Source organism: Halobacillus litoralis (assembly GCF_009856445.1).
Classification (GTDB): domain Bacteria; phylum Bacillota; class Bacilli; order Bacillales; family Halobacillaceae; genus Halobacillus; species Halobacillus litoralis.
Window position 1 is genome coordinate 32,657 of record NZ_WMFA01000001.1, and the last position, 17,029, is coordinate 49,685.

The following is a 17,029-nucleotide window of genomic DNA, read 5'->3' on the forward strand; positions in this document are numbered from 1 at the left end:
CTTTACTTACTGGCTGCGATCCTGCATACGCTGTTCAGGAGTAAGAGTAGACATTTCCATACCCTTCATGGCTGTTCCAAGACCCTTAGACAATTCACCAATCAGCTTGTAATCGTCATAGTGAGTCGTTGCTTCAACAATTGCACGGGCGAACTTTTCCGGGTTGTTGGATTTGAAGATACCAGACCCAACGAACACTCCGTCTGCTCCAAGCTGCATCATCAAGGAAGCATCTGCAGGGGTTGCAATACCGCCGGCAGCAAAGTTAACGACAGGCAGACGTCCTTCTTCACGAATCTCCATCAGTAGATCGAATGGAGCGCCGTTATCTTTCGCGTAGACCATCACTTCATCTTCTGAAAGTCCACGCAAATGACGGATCTGTGACTGGACCTGACGCATATGGCTGACAGCCTCTACAATGTTACCTGTTCCTGGTTCACCCTTTGTACGAAGCATGGATGCACCTTCACGGATGCGGCGTGTCGCTTCACCCAAGTTACGGCAGCCACATACGAATGGCACTGTGTAATCATCTTTTTTGATGTGATAGATTTCATCAGCTGGAGTAAGAACTTCACTCTCATCGATATAGTCAACGCCCATAGCTTCAAGAACGCGTGCTTCTGTAATATGCCCAATTCGAGCTTTGGCCATAACTGGAATAGAAACGGCATTCATCACTTCTTCAACGATCGTAGGATCAGCCATACGAGCGACCCCGCCTGCTGCGCGGATGTCTGCTGGAACTCGTTCGAGAGCCATTACGGCTACCGCACCCGCTTCTTCAGCGATTTTTGCTTGTTCTGCGTTTACGACGTCCATGATGACGCCACCTTTTTGCATTTCTGCCATGCCGCGTTTTACGCGATCCGTACCTGTTTGTGCCATGTTGATTCCTCCCTAACAGCTCTATAGTTTAAACATTTTATTTCGAATCATAGATTCTTATCCTCTATTGTAACGCAATACTATATTAAATCCCACTGGTTATCTAGGGATTTTTTCACCTAAAACCAGCCTTTAACCATGTCGACGGCCCCTGTGAAGATATCACTGAAGAATTCTCCGATCGCACCAAGGGTCAGCATGAACCAGTTTGCTTTCTCCACACTGGAAGAAGTGACGATTTCGACGGTTGGTCCACCGTCAGCAAGGATATTCCCATAGTCCTCTTCTCCGTTGTAAACGAGCTTCGCTGTCCCGACTTTCTGCCCTTTTTCTACGGGGGCGACAAGGTTACCGTTGTCATCCAACTGATCCTCAGAGATATTGAACTGAATTTCATATTGATCTTCTTCACCGTTTTTCACAAGTGTGCTCAATGCCGCACTCGTTTCAATCGCTACATCATCTTCTTTTCCTTTTGCGACAGGTAGTGTCGACTCTTCTTCAGGAGTCGCTCCTGCTGCGAAAAGTTCCTGACGTGAGAATTGATTGAATCCGTAGTCGAGCAATTGTTTCGTTTGATTAAAACGGGAAGCTCTGGATTCGGATTTCATAACAACGGAAATAAAACGCTGCCCATCTCGTTCTGCTGTTCCTGTAAACGTGTTCTGAGCAAGTTCTGTGTAACCTGTTTTCAATCCGTCCATTCCTTCATATTCGAACTGCGCCAAGTTCTGTCCCGGCATACCTGGAAGCATCCAGTTCCAGTTCGTTACGGTTTGTCCGGCAAAATCAAGTGTCGGTTTGCTTGAGATCTCAAGCGCTTCCGGATAATCATTCGTTAAGTGATAAGCAAGCAGTGCAGCAGACTTCGCTGAAAGCATGTTCGTCGCTTCAGGGTCTGTCCCTTCAGGATAATTGTCTCCCAAGTGGGAGTTGTTCAGTCCTGTTGCATTCACAAAATCATAATCAGGGAGCCCCATTTCAGCTGCTTTCTCGTTCATCATCTGAACAAATTCACCTTCACTGCCCGCAATCAATTCTGTAAGAGCAATGGTTGTCGCATTATCTGAGTTTATTGCCATCGCTTCATACAGTTCACGTACCGTGTATTGCTCGTCCAGCTTCAGGCCAACCCCTGAAAACTCAGGATTTGCCGATATATCAAAAGCATATTGACTAATTTGTGTTGTCGTATCCCAGCTGATCTGCCCTTCCTCAATTGCCTCCATGACAAGATATTCGGTCATCATCTTCGTCATACTGGCAGGAGGTAATGTCAAATCCGCCTCTTTTTCAAATAAAATCTTCCCTGTCTCCGCGTCCACGAGTATTGCCGATTCTGCGCCAACATCTACGCTTGCGTATGTATGTCCAGGATTCATGGACACAGCAAAGAACCCCATAAGCAATGCCAACATCAAGGCCATAGATGTTTTTATTCTTTGTGTCACTTTCTCAACCTCCACCCTTAAAATATGCATCTTTGTTATTTTATCACATGCGTATATAAAAGAATAGACAGGGAAAAGTCCCTGTCTATCACTTTTTATACGGGTCAAACGGAGTAGTTTGGCGCTTCCTTTGTAATTTGTACATCATGTGGATGACTCTCTCTTAAGCCTGCTCCTGTAATTCTTGTGAATTGTGCGTCTGTACGTAAAGCCGTGATAGTTGGTGTTCCACAATACCCCATACCCGAACGAATACCACCGAGAAGCTGATGAATGGAGTCTGCCAATGGTCCTTTATATGGCATACGTCCTTCAATCCCTTCCGGTACAAGCTTTTTCGATTCTTGCTCGCTTTGGAAGTAGCGGTCTTTGGATCCGGATTCCATGGCACCGACAGATCCCATTCCACGATAGACTTTGAAACGGCGGCCCTGGAAGATTTCTGTTTCGCCAGGACTCTCAGAGACACCGGCAAGCAAGCTGCCGAGCATGACGGCATGTCCACCTGCGGCAAGAGCCTTCACAATATCACCGGAGTATTTGATTCCTCCGTCGGCAATGACCGGCTTATTGTATTTCGCCGCTTCTTTGGCACAGTCATAGACGGCTGTGATTTGAGGAACGCCAACACCAGCAACGACACGTGTGGTACAAATGGAACCTGGACCGATTCCGACTTTGACAACGTCGGCTCCTGCTTGGATCAATTCGCGTGTGGCTTCTGCTGTCCCTACGTTGCCTGCAATGATATTCACTTTCGGATGACGGTCACGAATGCGTTTGACCTGTTCGATCACACCCTGAGAATGTCCATGAGCAGTATCGACAACAAGAGCATCGACACCTGCTTCTACTAATTTATCAATTCGCGTCATCGCATCTGCCGTGACACCAACAGCTGCAGCACACAGAAGACGTCCTTGCTCATCTTTTGCTGATAAAGGAAATTCGATCACTTTCTCTATATCCTTAATGGTGATCAATCCTTTGAGAATCCCATTGTTATCGACCATCGGAAGCTTTTCAATCTTATATTGCTGCAAGATTTTTTCTGCTTCATCCAGTGTCGTTCCTACAGGTGCTGTGACAAGGTTCTCATGCGTCATGACGTCGCTGATTTGAATCGAATAATCTTCTATGAAACGGAGGTCACGGTTGGTGATGATTCCGACAAGTTTTTGTTCTTCCACACTATTGACGATCGGTACACCGGAAATACGGAATTTCCCCATTAAATGTTCAGCATCAAAAACCTGGTGTTCGGGAGTCAAAAAGAACGGGTTCGTAATGACGCCGCTTTCGGAGCGTTTCACTCGGTCGACGTGTTCCGCCTGCTCTTCAATCGACATATTTTTATGAATGACGCCAAGTCCTCCCTGACGTGCCATACCGATTGCCATTTTCGCCTCCGTCACCGTATCCATTCCGGCACTGATGATAGGCATATTCAGACGTAACGTCGGAGACAACTCTGTTGCCAGCGAAACATCACGTGGCAATACATCGGACTTAGCAGGCAAAAGTAGTACATCGTCAAACGTTAAACCTTCTTTTGTAAACTTGTCTTCACGCATGCTTGACCTCTCCTTTTCTTCTTAAAATAGTTTGGGTGAAAGTGGGTAAAATAAGTGGTATATTCTCGTAACACCATTTCTTATTGTTATTTACAATACGACAATGGTCGGGCTTTTTCAACCATAAAAAAATGGGAGAGAATTCCTTTGATGTTAGAAAGGAGGAACTTTCTTTGCACTCCACGGATCCGATTCTTACTTACCTTCAAGTGACTGCACATACAAGACCCTTCTTGTTGTCTTGTTATGAAAAGATCAATCATTCACGAGCCGAACATCATGCGTACAACAATGCAGAACGATTCATTCACGGTCTCAGCCTCGGGCAGGATTATTGGTCGACCGCTTTACATACACCTCTGAGTGTAAAGCCTCTTCTTTTTTATTATGGAATGAACCATTTCATTAAAAGCTTCCTGTTGACGGTTGATCCTGGATATCCTGCTACTGCAAAGGTTCTTGCCCACGGACTGTCGACACGTAAAAGAAAAAAACAGCATTATCGTTTTTTAGAGGACGATATCCGAATTCAGCCGCATGGATTATTTCCCCATGCAGCTGAGCATTTGTTTCAATTTTCCTCACAAAAAACAAAGATATCCATGGATGAATTGCTCCGTCCGCTCCCTGGAATGGAAGAGCTGTTTCTCTTAAAGAACCCGATTCCTATCACAATTGAAGAAGAATGGCCTGAACTGCTGGCCTATTTTGCAGTCCTTTATAACTTAAGTATGCTCGTCCGTTATGAAGGAGAGTGGTGGGGGGAAATGGAGCAGATGAAAGATCGAGAGGATTATGTTTTCATCGTACACTTTTTACAATCAGCGTCGGGTCGCATACCGAAAATTCTCGCTTCCTGGCTGAAAGACCAGTTTGCCTCTCTTTCCTGAAGCAAACTGGTCTCTTTTCATTCATATACTTCTTCAATATGAAGGTCCAGTTGTTCTTTCAACGCGAGAATCTGTCCGTCATCTATGATCCGTACAAGCGGCCTTGTCGGATTTGCCTCTTCCACGAAAATGACTTCTGCCTCGCGATGATCAGACAAACGAATGTTGGTCCCTGTAGAATAACTGGTCATTTCCTTAACTAAAGCGCTGATTACTTTATGATCATAGCGACCGAACTGTTCCTGGAGGATTTCTTCTAGCACTTTATAAGGGGACTGCTTCCTACGGTACATCCTCTCAGACGTCATAGCGTGATACATATCACAAACAGCGATAATCTGACTGAACGGATGGATTTTATTCTGACTGACTCCTAAAGGATAACCTGTCCCATCCAAACGTTCATGATGCTGTAAAATAGCAATCTTCGCGTGATTGCTCAAGGAAGAGATTTTTTCTACGTTGCGATAACTGTAAGTCGGATGGTTTTTGACCTTCTCATATTCCTGCTCTGTTAAAGGGGAATCTTTCCATGTAATTCGTTCACTGATTTTAGCCATCCCACTATCTGCTAGAAAACCTGCTAAACCGACTTGAATCCACTCACCATAATTGTATTCCATTTTCCGTGCAACATAGCTGGACAACAGCCCCATCGCTACACTGTGATGATAGATATAATCTTTACTGGATGTATAATGATGGAGCGAAAAAACCTCCCTCCCTGCGGAATCAGCCGCTCTCTCAAGGAGGGGGACCATCACTTTGCGGATCTCGCTAATATTTACAGGTGAGCCTCCCTGCCAGGAAATGAACCATTTTTTATATTCCTGAACGGCAGCTAAATAGGACTCGAAAAATGGAAGGGGCGTTTCCACCAACCCCCTTTTTTGAGGTGGATCTTCCTGGTCTGTGTTTTCGGAAGCTATAAAAAGCGAACCGTCCGACCGGCGATTGGAGATTTCCACGAGATCAATGTTGAATTTTTGCAGTACATCAATATGGACAGGCTGAAGGGTCGTATTTTTAGGAACAATCGGTCGATTTGTCCGTCCCATGACATCTTTCGTCAAGAGACACCCCGGTTCCAATTGAGATGTAGCCACCCTCATGGCAACGAACCACCTTTCACTAGTTTCTAATTATGTCAGAACCTTCATCTCACAGTCATTTCAGATAAGCGAGCTACCCTGAAAGACTAAACCACGGCATTTAAATACTGCAGATCTCCCGTGAGGACGGCTTGCCGCCATGCCCTCATGAAAGCAAACAGCAAACTAAATACTTATATAAAGGCCTTTTGTATGACTTCTAGTTCTATATTACCATGAACGATGTAATAAAATAGCAAATATTGAAAAATTAATGGAACACTTTTATTCTGTTATTCCTCCATCAATAAAAAAGTCGCCTGTCGAATTATTCGACAGGCGACGGATCATGGAAGTTTGCTTATTTATGATTCATCTGATTCTTCTTCTGTTGCATCAGAGGGTGTTTCAGGATCTTCGGAAACCTCATCTTGAGATTCCGTTTCTTTTTCAAGCGCTTCTTCCAATAATTCTTCTTCTTCTTTTTCTGACTCGACACGAGCGACGGTAGCGACTTCTTCACCTTCTCCAAGACGAATCAAGCGTACCCCCTGTGTGTTCCGTCCTGTTTCAGAAATACTTTCCATCGGCATACGGATTAAGACACCACTCTCTGTTATGATCATGATATCTTCTTCACCATTAATGGCTTTCGTAGCAACGACCTGACCATTTTTATCTGTCAGATTACACGTAATGATCCCTTTACCACCACGGTTGGTAATCCGGTATTCCTCGGCCGGTGTGCGCTTTCCATATCCTTTGCTTGTAACGGTGAGTACTTGCAGGGAATCATCAAGGATTTCCATGGATACGACTTTGTCGTCTTCACGGAGGGAGATCCCTTTAACACCTGCGGCTGTACGTCCCATCGCTCGGATTTGATCTTCATTGAAACGGATCAAATAGCCGTTCTGTGTGCCGATCATGATATCTTTCGTTCCATCCGTCAGACGGACGGAGATCAGTTCATCATCTTCACGTAAACCGAGAGCGATCAATCCGCCTTTTCGGATATTCGCAAATTGGGACAATGTCGTACGCTTCGTGATTCCGTTCTTCGTTGTAAAGACCAGGTACCAGTCATCGACAAAGTCTTCAACCGAAATCACTGCATTGATCCATTCATCACGTTCCACGTTCAACATGTTGATGATTGGAATTCCTTTAGCCGTTCGGCTGAATTCAGGTACTTCGTAACCTTTAGCTTTATATACTTTCCCTTTGTTTGAGAAGAAAAGCAAAGTATTATGTGTCGACGTGGATAATAGGTGTTCAACGAAATCTTCTTCGTGTGTACCCATTCCTTGCACTCCTCGTCCACCTCTGCGCTGTGAACGATAAGTAGATGCAGGAAGACGTTTGACATAGCCCTGGTGAGTGACCGTGACAATGACCGTCTCTTCAGGAATCAAGTCCTCATCCTCAATGAAGTCTGTTCCGCCAAGGACGATTTCTGTACGGCGCTCATCATTGTAGCGTTCCTTCACATCCAGTAGTTCTTCACGGATAATTTCAAGGACCTTTTCATCGTCTGCAAGAATCGCTTTTAATTCTTGAATCAATGCCATGACTTCCTGATATTCATTCTCGATTTTCTCACGCTCTAAACCGGTCAGGCGCTGCAGACGCATATCAAGAATGGCTTGGGCCTGCTTTTCAGAAAGACCGAAGCGCTCCATCAAACCGGTACGTGCAATTTCAGTCGTTTGAGATTCACGAATCAGTGAAATCACTTCATCCAGGTGGTCAAGGGCAATACGCAGACCAGCCAGAATATGAGCACGCGCTTCTGCTTTTCTAAGTTCGTATTCGGTACGGCGGCGAATGACGACTTTCTGGTGTTCCAAATAATGCTCAAGGCACTGTTTCAAGTTGAGTACTTTCGGGTGGCCGTTGACGAGTGCGAGCATATTGATGCCGAACGTTGATTGCAGGGCCGTCATTTTGTATAGATTGTTGAGAAGCACATTCGGATTTACATCACGGCGTAACTCAATAACGATACGCATACCATTACGGTCCGACTCATCACGAAGATCTGTGATGCCGTCGATTTTCTTATCGCGGGCAAGATCGGCAATTTTTTCAACAAGCCGGGCTTTGTTCACCTGATAAGGAAGCTCGTTCACGATTAAACGGGCTTTGCCGTTGGCTTGTTCTTCAATTTCTACATCCGCACGGACGGTGATCGAGCCTTTCCCTGTTTCATAGGCTTTGCGAATGCCACTTAAGCCGAGAATTTTACCGGCTGTCGGGAAGTCCGGACCATAGATGTGGTTTTCCATCAATTCCTGGATGGTAATCTCCGGGTCTTTACTGAGCGCGAGTACCGCATCAATAACCTCACCCAGCTGGTGAGGGGGAATGTTCGTCGCCATTCCGACAGCAATTCCTGAACCACCGTTGACGAGCAAGTTCGGAAACTTGGATGGAAGCACTACAGGCTCCCGCTCTGTTCCATCGTAGTTATCGTTATAATCAATGGTATCTTTGTTGATATCACGCAGAATCTCCATGGAAATCTTGGACATACGTGCTTCCGTATAACGCATGGCGGCTGCGGCATCTCCGTCCACCGAACCGAAGTTTCCGTGTCCGTCGACGAGCATGTATCGGTAGTTGAAGTCCTGTGCCATACGCACCATTGTGTCATAGACAGCAGAGTCCCCGTGCGGGTGGTACTTACCGATTACTTCCCCTACGATACGTGCAGACTTTTTGTAAGCTTTGTCCGCATGCATCCCAAGGTCATGCATCGCATATAATATCCTTCTGTGTACAGGTTTAAGGCCGTCTCTGACATCAGGAAGGGCACGGGCCACGATGACACTCATCGCATAATCCAGGAATGAGGTGCGCATTTCGTGACTGATGTTGACTTCCTGCACGCGCGGACGTTCGGGTTGATCCACCATTCTTTTACCTCCTAGTTACCTAAAAGGGGAAAGGATATGTTCGCCTCCCTTTCCCACTCTTTCATGACATTTGTTTTATATTAAACATCAAGGTTTTGTACGTATTGGGCGTTCTCTTGAATGAAGTTACGACGAGGTTCGACTTTATCTCCCATAAGAATATCAAAGGTTTCATCCGCCCCCATCGCATCCTCTAAGCTGACCTGAAGCATCGTCCTCGTTTCAGGGTCCATTGTCGTTTCCCAAAGCTGTTCCGGGTTCATCTCTCCAAGACCCTTGTAGCGCTGAACACCTGGCTTCGGTGAGTTGGACAGCTCGGCAAGCTTCGCATCCAGCTGCTTATCACTGTACGTGTAGTAGATCGCTTTTCCTTGCTGGATCTTATAAAGCGGCGGCTGAGCGATATAGATATAGCCATGTTCAATCAATGGACGCATATAACGGTAGAAGAACGTCAATAGTAAAGTACGGATGTGTGCACCATCCACGTCGGCATCGGTCATGATGACAATCTTATGATAACGTGCCTTTGAAATATCGAATTCTTCACCGATCCCTGTACCAAGAGCGGTAATAATGGCACGTACTTCATTGTTGGAAAGGATTTTATCCAGGCGTGCTTTTTCAACATTGATGATTTTACCGCGCAATGGCAGAATCGCCTGAAAATGACGATCTCGTCCCTGCTTGGCAGATCCACCGGCAGAATCACCCTCAACGATGTAAAGTTCAGAGATATTCGCATCTTTGGACGAACAGTCCGCCAATTTACCTGGCAGGTTGGAAACCTCAAGCGCATTTTTACGACGCGTCAATTCACGAGCTTTCTTCGCGGCCATTCTTGCTCTTGAAGCCATCAATCCTTTTTCAACAATCGTTTTCGCCATGTTTGGATTTTCGAAAAGGAACTTTGTGAAGCTTTCTGAGAACAGAGAGTCCGTAACGGTACGGGCTTCACTATTTCCGAGCTTCGTCTTTGTTTGACCTTCGAATTGCGGGTCCGGATGTTTGATCGAAATGATCGCTGTCAAACCTTCCCTGACATCGTCGCCGGTCAAATTCGGATCCGTCTCCTTGAACATATTGTTTTTACGTGCATAGTCGTTGATCACACGTGTCAAACCGGTTTTGAACCCGGATTCGTGTGTCCCGCCTTCATACGTATGGATGTTGTTGGCATAGGAATAAATGTTGCTTGCGAATCCATCGTTGTACTGCATGGCGATTTCTATGGAAATCTCGTCCTGCTCATCCTCAATGAAGAAGGCATCATGCAGGGTTTCACGCGTGCGGTTCATATGTTCGACATAAGAAAGGATTCCGCCTTCGAAATAATAATTCACGGGCTCTTCATCTGTACGTTTATCTTCGATTGTAATCGTAAGCCCCTTGTTGAGGAAAGCGAGCTCACGCAAACGATTAGCAAGAATTTCGAACTTATATTCCTCTGTTTCTGAGAAAATTTCAGGGTCTGGTTTGAACTGAATGCGTGTTCCGGTCTGATCAGTCTCTCCGATCACCTTCAAGTCTTCTTCTGGAACACCACGGTGATAAGCCTGGTAATGGATATTTCCATCTCGGTGGACGAACACTTCCAGTTTCGTAGATAAGGCGTTTACGACGGACGCCCCTACACCATGGAGTCCCCCGGATACTTTATATCCGCCCCCTCCGAACTTACCTCCGGCGTGAAGAACGGTCAATATGACTTCAACAGCGGGACGTCCTGTTTTCTCCTGAATCCCGACAGGAATACCACGTCCGTTATCGGTAACCGTAATGCTGTTGTCTTTTTCGATCGCGACTTGAATATGATCGCAAAAACCGGCCATCGCTTCATCAATACTGTTATCAACGATTTCCCATACGAGGTGGTGAAGGCCTTTTTCGTTGGTTGAACCAATATACATTCCTGGACGTTTTCTTACCGCTTCTAATCCTTCCAGTACCTGTATTTGACTCTCATCATATGCCTGCTGCTCTTCGATAATATCTTCCTTCATGGTACTCACCTACATTTCTCAAGTGGTTTATCTCTAATCCCTTACGTCTATTATCTATGGATATATTAAAAATCGGACTCTTCCGAGAAATCTTCCAATTTGTTCAGTGTCGTCATCATGTTCGCCCGTTTCTTCAAAGTATAGACAGATAGTGGGCTGAAATAGATGACATCATTCGTAATTACAATGGCTTTCGCCTGGTGGTCTTCCGTTTCAATGACCTGCTTTTCCTTACGTTGGTTATGAATCATCTCTTCGATGATGGAAGAAGATGAAATCAAACTATGATCAATGATCGCCACGACATCCTTCGACTGGATGACATGATCATCCCCGATATGAATGAACAATTCGCCACCTCATTTCTCTACGTCTATCGTTCCTTCTTTCACACGGAAAATTTCCGCTTGTTCCAGTGCTTCATGTTCAATTCCATCAATACTCGTCGTAGAAACGAACGTCTGCACTTTTCCTTGAATCGTATGAAGCAGATGCGATTGCCTGAAATCATCCAGTTCACTAAGGACATCATCGAGAAGCAGAATGGGGTATTCGCCTACTTCACTATGAATCAGCTCTATTTCAGCGAGTTTCAAAGACAAAGCTGTCGTCCGCTGCTGGCCCTGTGACCCATACGTTTGGACATCTTTTCCGTTCACGTAAAAAACCAAATCATCCCTATGTGGTCCTGCCAACGTCGTCCCGCGTTCCACTTCTTTTGATTCAATTTCTGTAAATTTTTCAGAGAATGTATTCTTTATTGTTTCCAAATTCATATCCTCTGATACTCGTACACTCGCATCATAAGCAATTTCGAGCTTCTCCAACTGCCGACTGATTCCTTCGTGGATCGGTGTAGCCCATGATCTTAGGAGCTGCAGGAATTTAAACCGGCGTTCGACAATCGTCGTTGCATGTTCAATCAGCTGCTCTGTCAAAACACCGAGCATCGTCCGGTCCGCTCCCGGCTTACGCTGTAAATCTTTCAACAGATGATTTCGTTGTCTCAGAATCTTCTGGTACTGTCCTAAGTGATAAATATATGTGGGTTGGATCTGGCCGATTTCCATGTCAATAAACCGACGACGCACCTGAGGACTCCCCTTTACAAGATTGAGATCCTCAGGTGCAAACATCACCACGTTCAAAGCGCCGATATAGTCGCTTAGACGCTTTTGCTCAATATGATTCAACTTCGCTTTTTTCCCCTTTTTAGAAACGATGATTTCTAAAGGGAAGCGACGATTACGTTTAAAGATACTCCCTTTTATTTTACCATACTCTTCATCCCACTGTATCAGTTCTTTGTCTCTCGGAGTGCGATGGGATCTCGTAAAGGCGAGTACATAGATCGCTTCCATCAGATTGGTCTTTCCCTGGGCATTTTCACCAATGATGACATTGATCTTATGGTCGAACGTCAATGAGAGCTCATCATAGTTCCTGAACGAACGTAATGATAACTCATGGATATACATACGCCTGACCTAAGCTTCTTCGACGACAGTGAAGCTGCCGAATTCTTCCACTTCAACTGTATCGCCCACATACAGTTTGCGGCCACGACGATTGTCAGGTTCTCCATTTACCAAAACTTCAAATTCCGACAAGAAAATTTTCACCATTCCACCAGATTCGACAATATTGGCTAATTTTAAAAATTTCCCTAATGGAATATATTCTGTACTGATACCGATCTCTTCGTTCATATCATTTCACCCTATTTCATGAATTCACCTATTTTTTATTTTACTAAAGATAGGTGTGTAAAGAAAGTGTGAGAAGACGAAACAGGTCTGTATGCCTCTTTCATCCCTTTACTATGGAGTTTTCAGCTTGTGTATTTTATCTATTCTTTCATCATTCACTCATATTCGATTTTTCACTGCCTACCCAAAAAAACTTAGCTACCTAAATAATAAGTTCTTTGAAACGAACAGACATGAACAAAGTCACTTCTAATCCAATGTCTCTCCAAGTAAGCCACCAAAACTGCCCAATAAGAAAAGGTGCTCTATGCAAAACATAAAGCACCTTTTTACCTTTACCTTTTTCTAAGATTTAATAAGTTCTGACAGGGAGAATCAACTGTAAAATCTGGTCGTCATCGACAGGTCGGATCAAGAATGGACGCATAGCTCCTGTAAACTCGACTTTTACCTGGTCATAATCGACCGCTTTCAGTGCATCCATCATGTATTTGGCACTGAAGGAAATCTTCAAATCTTCTCCATCGACAGCAGTCGCCATCACTTCTTCGACAACATTCCCTACTTCCGGGGAGTTTCCTGTAATTTCAAGATGATTGTCTTCTTTTGTAATTAAACGAACAACATTGTTGCGATTCTCTTTTGCGAGAAGAGACGCACGATCCACTGATTGCAGCAATTCTTTTGTATCAATTTTGACAATGGTTTTGCTCTGTTCGGGAATTAAGCGGGAAGTTTCAGGATAATTTCCATCAAGCAGACGTGAAAGGAAATAAAGATGTTTCGTACGGAATAACACCTGATTTTCTGTCACACTCACTTCAATCGTGTCTTCGGAATCATCAAGAATTTTGTTTAATTCCGTCAAACTTTTACCAGGAATGACAACCGCCGGTAAAGATTTTCCTTCCGGTTGTTCCAATGGAATTTTACGTGAGGCCAACCTGTGGCTGTCGGTTGCTATGAATTCCAGGCTCCCGTCTTCAAGTTTTACATGAACTCCCGTTAGGATTGGTCTTGTTTCAGAAGTAGATACAGCGAAAACTGTCTGCCGTATTAAATTTTTCAAAAGGTCAATCGGCAGTTCAAAGCTCTCTTCTGTATGAAGCTGAGGAAGTTGCGGGTATTCTTCTGGATCCTGTCCATTCAAATGGAATTCTGCATTCCCCGAACGTATCGTGACATTACGAGTATGGTCACTTTCTATTTCCACCGTATTTTGAGGAAGTTTACGTACAATATCAGGGAAATACTTAGCCTGAAGTACGATGCTTCCCGGTTCAATGTTTTCTACATAAACAATGCCGTCTTCTTCACTAGGAATGAAAGATTCAATCGAAATATCTGAATCACTACCTGTTAATTTGATTCCTTCTTCTGTTGCTTCGAGTTTCATTCCCGTAAGAATTGGAATCGTAGTTCTGGAAGAGATGGCTTTCATGACGTTTTGAACACTATTGATCAATTGATCCCTTTGGATAACAAATTTCATTTTGAATACACTCCTCCTAATTGAGCATATATTAATTATTTTTATTATAAAATGCAGTAATAGTACTAGTATGGGCTGTGGAAATGTGGATAACAAGGATGAACGTTGATTTACTAAGGTTATCCACATGTGGATAGAGTGTTGACGAACGTGCAATCACTATTCACATTATCCACTAGTGAGATTTCAACTGTTCTCTAATTTCATCCAACTCTTTTTGCAGCTGTTGATCATCTGCCACCATTTTTGAGATTTTCTCATGGGCATGAATGACCGTCGTATGATCACGGCCTCCAAATTCCTCACCAATTTTCGGCAATGAGAAATCTGTCAGTTCCCTTGAGAGATACATGGCAATCTGTCTTGGAAAGGCGACAGATTTTGTGCGTTTCTTCGCTGGGAAATCTTCCAGTCTCACATTGTATTTTTCACCGACCATTTCCTGAATGGCTTCAATTGTAATGACCTTGGGTTTGGAGCTTGGAATGATATCTTTCAAAGCTTCCGCTGCGAGCGATGCGTTAATATCACTATTGATTAAAGAAGAATAAGCGACGACACGGATCAGTGCACCTTCCAGTTCACGGATGTTTGTATCGATTTGGTTCGCGATATAAAGCATCACTTCGTTCGGGATATCCAACCCTTCTGCTTTTGCCTTTTTACGAAGGATGGCGATCCTTGTTTCTAAATCAGGAGGAGTAATGTCCGTGATTAATCCCCATTCAAATCGTGAGCGCAGGCGGTCTTCCAGTGTCGGGATTTCTTTAGGCGGACGGTCACTGGAAATGACAATCTGCTTGCTTTCTTCATGGAGTGTATTGAACGTATGGAAGAACTCTTCCTGTGTTTGTTCTTTTCCTGCAAGGAACTGTATATCATCTATTAAAAGCACGTCGACACTTCGATATTTGTTCCGGAAATTGACGGCTTTGTTGTCTCTGATGGAATTAATGAATTCGTTCGTAAATTTTTCAGATGATAGATAAACCACTTTGGCATTAGGATTATGATCGAGTACATAGTGTCCGATCGCATGCATCAGGTGCGTTTTACCAAGCCCTACGCCACCATAGATAAACAAAGGATTATAGGCTTTGGCTGGTGCTTCTGCCACCGCTAAGGAAGCTGCATGAGCAAAACGGTTGCCTGAACCGATGACAAAGGTATCGAAGGTATATTTGGAATTCAGCATGCTTTGCGGTGACTCTTCGTTTCCATTGTTTTTTACATTCGGTACTTTTTTAGATGATAGTTTCACATCTTCCAGGGAGTCGTCCTTGGATTCCGGAATAATAAACTTTGTATCAAGTTCCGCCCCAGTCACTTCATATAAAGTTTCCGTAATCAAGCTCTCATATTGATTTTCAAGCCAATCTCTGGCGAATTCATTCGGAGCAACGATCGTCAGCGTATTTTCATTTAAAGAATCTGCTTTAGTTGCTTTCAGCCATGTTTCGAAGCTCGGTTTGCTGATTTTTTCTTTAATCTGCTCGAGCGTATTGTTCCATAATTCATTGATGTTCTCCAAATTGTTTCACCCCTCTCTGTTTCAGTGGAAAACAAAAAAACCTTTCGTTCTCTTTTTCGAACGTAGCAAAAGGATCGAAAGGTAATCGTATAAGGTTTGTATAATAGATGTCGTTAAAAAACCTCTGATCGGATGTGGATGTCCGAGAGTTGATTTTACTAGAGTTCTAGAAAGTTATTTTCAATATCCACACTCTTGTGCATAACTGCATAAACAGTCGTGTTAATAACTGTCCACACGTTATCCACAATCTGTGGAAAAGATTTATGGTCTTCAGAAGTCATTCACGGTTAAACACAAATATAATACCAGATAAAAACGGCAGTTGCAATGGTTCACGCTAACTTATCCACAATTTCAACGCCTTGTAGACAAAAGTCATCCACAACACTATATTTTGTGATTTTCTTGTCGATATTTGTTGTGGACAGTAGAAAACGCAGGCTTAAATTATACACAGATCCTGTGAATGTTCGCCAGGGGGAGAGTTTGTTCGCTTATTTTAGACATATGTTTTCGTTTGTTATAGTACAGAGCTGTTATATAACGGGAGTGATCTTTAAGGATTCATCCTTAAAATAAAAGTTGACAAAAAGCAAGGGGATTTATTATACTAATCGGGACTGCCTTTTAGATGTATTATTGGAATTTTCCTCAGGAGGTGTATATATAATGAGTAAACGCACGTTTCAACCAAATAATCGTAAGCGCAAAAAAGTACACGGCTTCCGTGCACGTATGAGCAGTAAGAACGGTCGTCATGTTCTTGCACGTCGTCGTCGTAAAGGAAGAAAAGTTCTATCAGCATAGGCCACTGAAAACAATCAGTGGTCTTTTTTTCAGTATAATGGTCAAAAGAAGGGGCGGATCTTCGTCCCTCTTTTGTTTTTTATAGAAAAGAAGAACTTAGAATGCTTTTTTGATTCTTTATAGATGTTTAGTCACCAAAAAGGTGAGAGAAGGATAAAAAGAGATATTTTTCTACATAATGGTAAAAGATCTCTTGCTGGGAAAATAGTGGAAGGCAAAATGGTCTGCCCAAGCCACCTTGTATGTGATTTTGGAGGGTGTTCGATGAAAAAAGCTTATCGTATTAAAAAAAATGAAGAATTTCAAAAGGTTTTTCGTCGCGGGCAGTCGTTCGCCAATCGCCAGCTGGTCCTTTATTATATGAAAAAGGAAGAGCAATCCCATTTTCGAATCGGTTTATCCGTCAGTAAGAAAATCGGTCATGCGGTCATGCGGAACCAGATCAAGCGGTATCTCAGGCAGGCCTTTCATGAGCTGGAGGCAGAGATCCACCCGAATTATGACCTTGTCATCATTGCACGGAAACCGACCAATCAAATGGAATTTCATGAGATAAAGAAAAGCCTGACCCACGTATTATCACGGTCAAAGCTATTAAATAAAAAAATTCACACGTAATCATATAGAATTATGGTGTCAACTAATGCTAAACTTATGATTGTCGTATAG

At 43.7% G+C, this 17,029-nt stretch carries 14 protein-coding genes; 3 read left to right on the forward strand and 11 right to left on the reverse strand.

Going from position 1 to position 17,029, the window contains the following annotated elements; translation table 11 throughout:
* Nucleotides 1-6: 6 nt before the first annotated feature.
* From pdxS to guaB, 3 genes are all read right to left on the reverse strand, one after another.
* Entirely contained in the window at nt 7-891 is an 885-nt protein-coding gene (gene pdxS, locus GLW00_RS00185) for a pyridoxal 5'-phosphate synthase lyase subunit PdxS (RefSeq protein ID WP_160910474.1), read from the reverse strand.
* A 119-nt stretch (nt 892-1,010) separates the two neighbouring features.
* Nucleotides 1,011-2,342: a serine hydrolase gene (locus tag GLW00_RS00190; RefSeq protein ID WP_439108878.1), complete on the reverse strand. Its 1,332-nt coding sequence runs from the start codon at nt 2,340-2,342 to the stop codon at nt 1,011-1,013.
* Nucleotides 2,343-2,446: 104 nt separating this feature from the next.
* Nucleotides 2,447-3,916, reverse strand: a complete 1,470-nt coding sequence (gene guaB / locus GLW00_RS00195) for an IMP dehydrogenase (protein WP_160910475.1) — start codon at nt 3,914-3,916, stop codon at nt 2,447-2,449.
* Nucleotides 3,917-4,089: 173 nt separating this feature from the next.
* On the opposite strand from guaB, the gene GLW00_RS00200 reads away from it, so the two are divergent.
* On the forward strand, nt 4,090-4,806 hold the full coding sequence (locus GLW00_RS00200; protein WP_160910476.1) for a YaaC family protein: 717 nt from the start codon (nt 4,090-4,092) through the stop codon (nt 4,804-4,806).
* Between the two features lie 17 nt (nt 4,807-4,823).
* Here the strand turns inward: GLW00_RS00200 and GLW00_RS00205 are convergent, their stop codons facing one another.
* The 8 genes from GLW00_RS00205 to dnaA all read right to left on the reverse strand — a co-directional run bounded on the left by GLW00_RS00205 (nt 4,824) and on the right by dnaA (nt 15,550).
* Nucleotides 4,824-5,918, reverse strand: a complete 1,095-nt coding sequence (locus tag GLW00_RS00205) for an HD-GYP domain-containing protein (protein ID WP_160910477.1) — start codon at nt 5,916-5,918, stop codon at nt 4,824-4,826.
* A 344-nt stretch (nt 5,919-6,262) separates the two neighbouring features.
* The gene (gene gyrA / locus GLW00_RS00210; RefSeq protein WP_160910478.1) at nt 6,263-8,815 is read right to left on the reverse strand and encodes a DNA gyrase subunit A; all 2,553 of its coding nucleotides are present in this window, start codon (nt 8,813-8,815) and stop codon (nt 6,263-6,265) included.
* An 80-nt stretch (nt 8,816-8,895) separates the two neighbouring features.
* The gene (gene gyrB, locus GLW00_RS00215; protein ID WP_160910479.1) at nt 8,896-10,818 is read right to left on the reverse strand and encodes a DNA topoisomerase (ATP-hydrolyzing) subunit B; all 1,923 of its coding nucleotides are present in this window, start codon (nt 10,816-10,818) and stop codon (nt 8,896-8,898) included.
* Nucleotides 10,819-10,883: 65 nt separating this feature from the next.
* Nucleotides 10,884-11,168: an extracellular matrix regulator RemB gene (remB, locus tag GLW00_RS00220; RefSeq protein ID WP_089650744.1), complete on the reverse strand. Its 285-nt coding sequence runs from the start codon at nt 11,166-11,168 to the stop codon at nt 10,884-10,886.
* 9 nt (nt 11,169-11,177) lie between these two features.
* Nucleotides 11,178-12,296 (reverse strand): DNA replication/repair protein RecF, encoded by a 1,119-nt coding sequence (gene recF / locus GLW00_RS00225; RefSeq protein WP_160910480.1) that lies wholly within the window; start codon nt 12,294-12,296, stop codon nt 11,178-11,180.
* 9 nt (nt 12,297-12,305) lie between these two features.
* Nucleotides 12,306-12,527, reverse strand: a complete 222-nt coding sequence (rlbA, locus tag GLW00_RS00230; protein ID WP_160910481.1) for a ribosome maturation protein RlbA — start codon at nt 12,525-12,527, stop codon at nt 12,306-12,308.
* Between the two features lie 352 nt (nt 12,528-12,879).
* On the reverse strand, nt 12,880-14,019 hold the full coding sequence (gene dnaN, locus GLW00_RS00235) for a DNA polymerase III subunit beta (RefSeq protein ID WP_160910482.1): 1,140 nt from the start codon (nt 14,017-14,019) through the stop codon (nt 12,880-12,882).
* A 175-nt stretch (nt 14,020-14,194) separates the two neighbouring features.
* Nucleotides 14,195-15,550: a chromosomal replication initiator protein DnaA gene (gene dnaA / locus GLW00_RS00240; RefSeq protein ID WP_146814498.1), complete on the reverse strand. Its 1,356-nt coding sequence runs from the start codon at nt 15,548-15,550 to the stop codon at nt 14,195-14,197.
* 672 nt (nt 15,551-16,222) lie between these two features.
* On the opposite strand from dnaA, the gene rpmH reads away from it, so the two are divergent.
* Both rpmH and rnpA read left to right on the forward strand, forming a co-directional pair.
* Nucleotides 16,223-16,360 (forward strand): 50S ribosomal protein L34, encoded by a 138-nt coding sequence (gene rpmH, locus GLW00_RS00245; RefSeq protein WP_160910483.1) that lies wholly within the window; start codon nt 16,223-16,225, stop codon nt 16,358-16,360.
* Nucleotides 16,361-16,624: 264 nt separating this feature from the next.
* A complete protein-coding gene (rnpA, locus tag GLW00_RS00250) occupies nt 16,625-16,978 on the forward strand; it encodes a ribonuclease P protein component (RefSeq protein WP_160910484.1) in 354 nt (117 codons plus the stop codon).
* Nucleotides 16,979-17,029 lie beyond the last annotated feature (51 nt).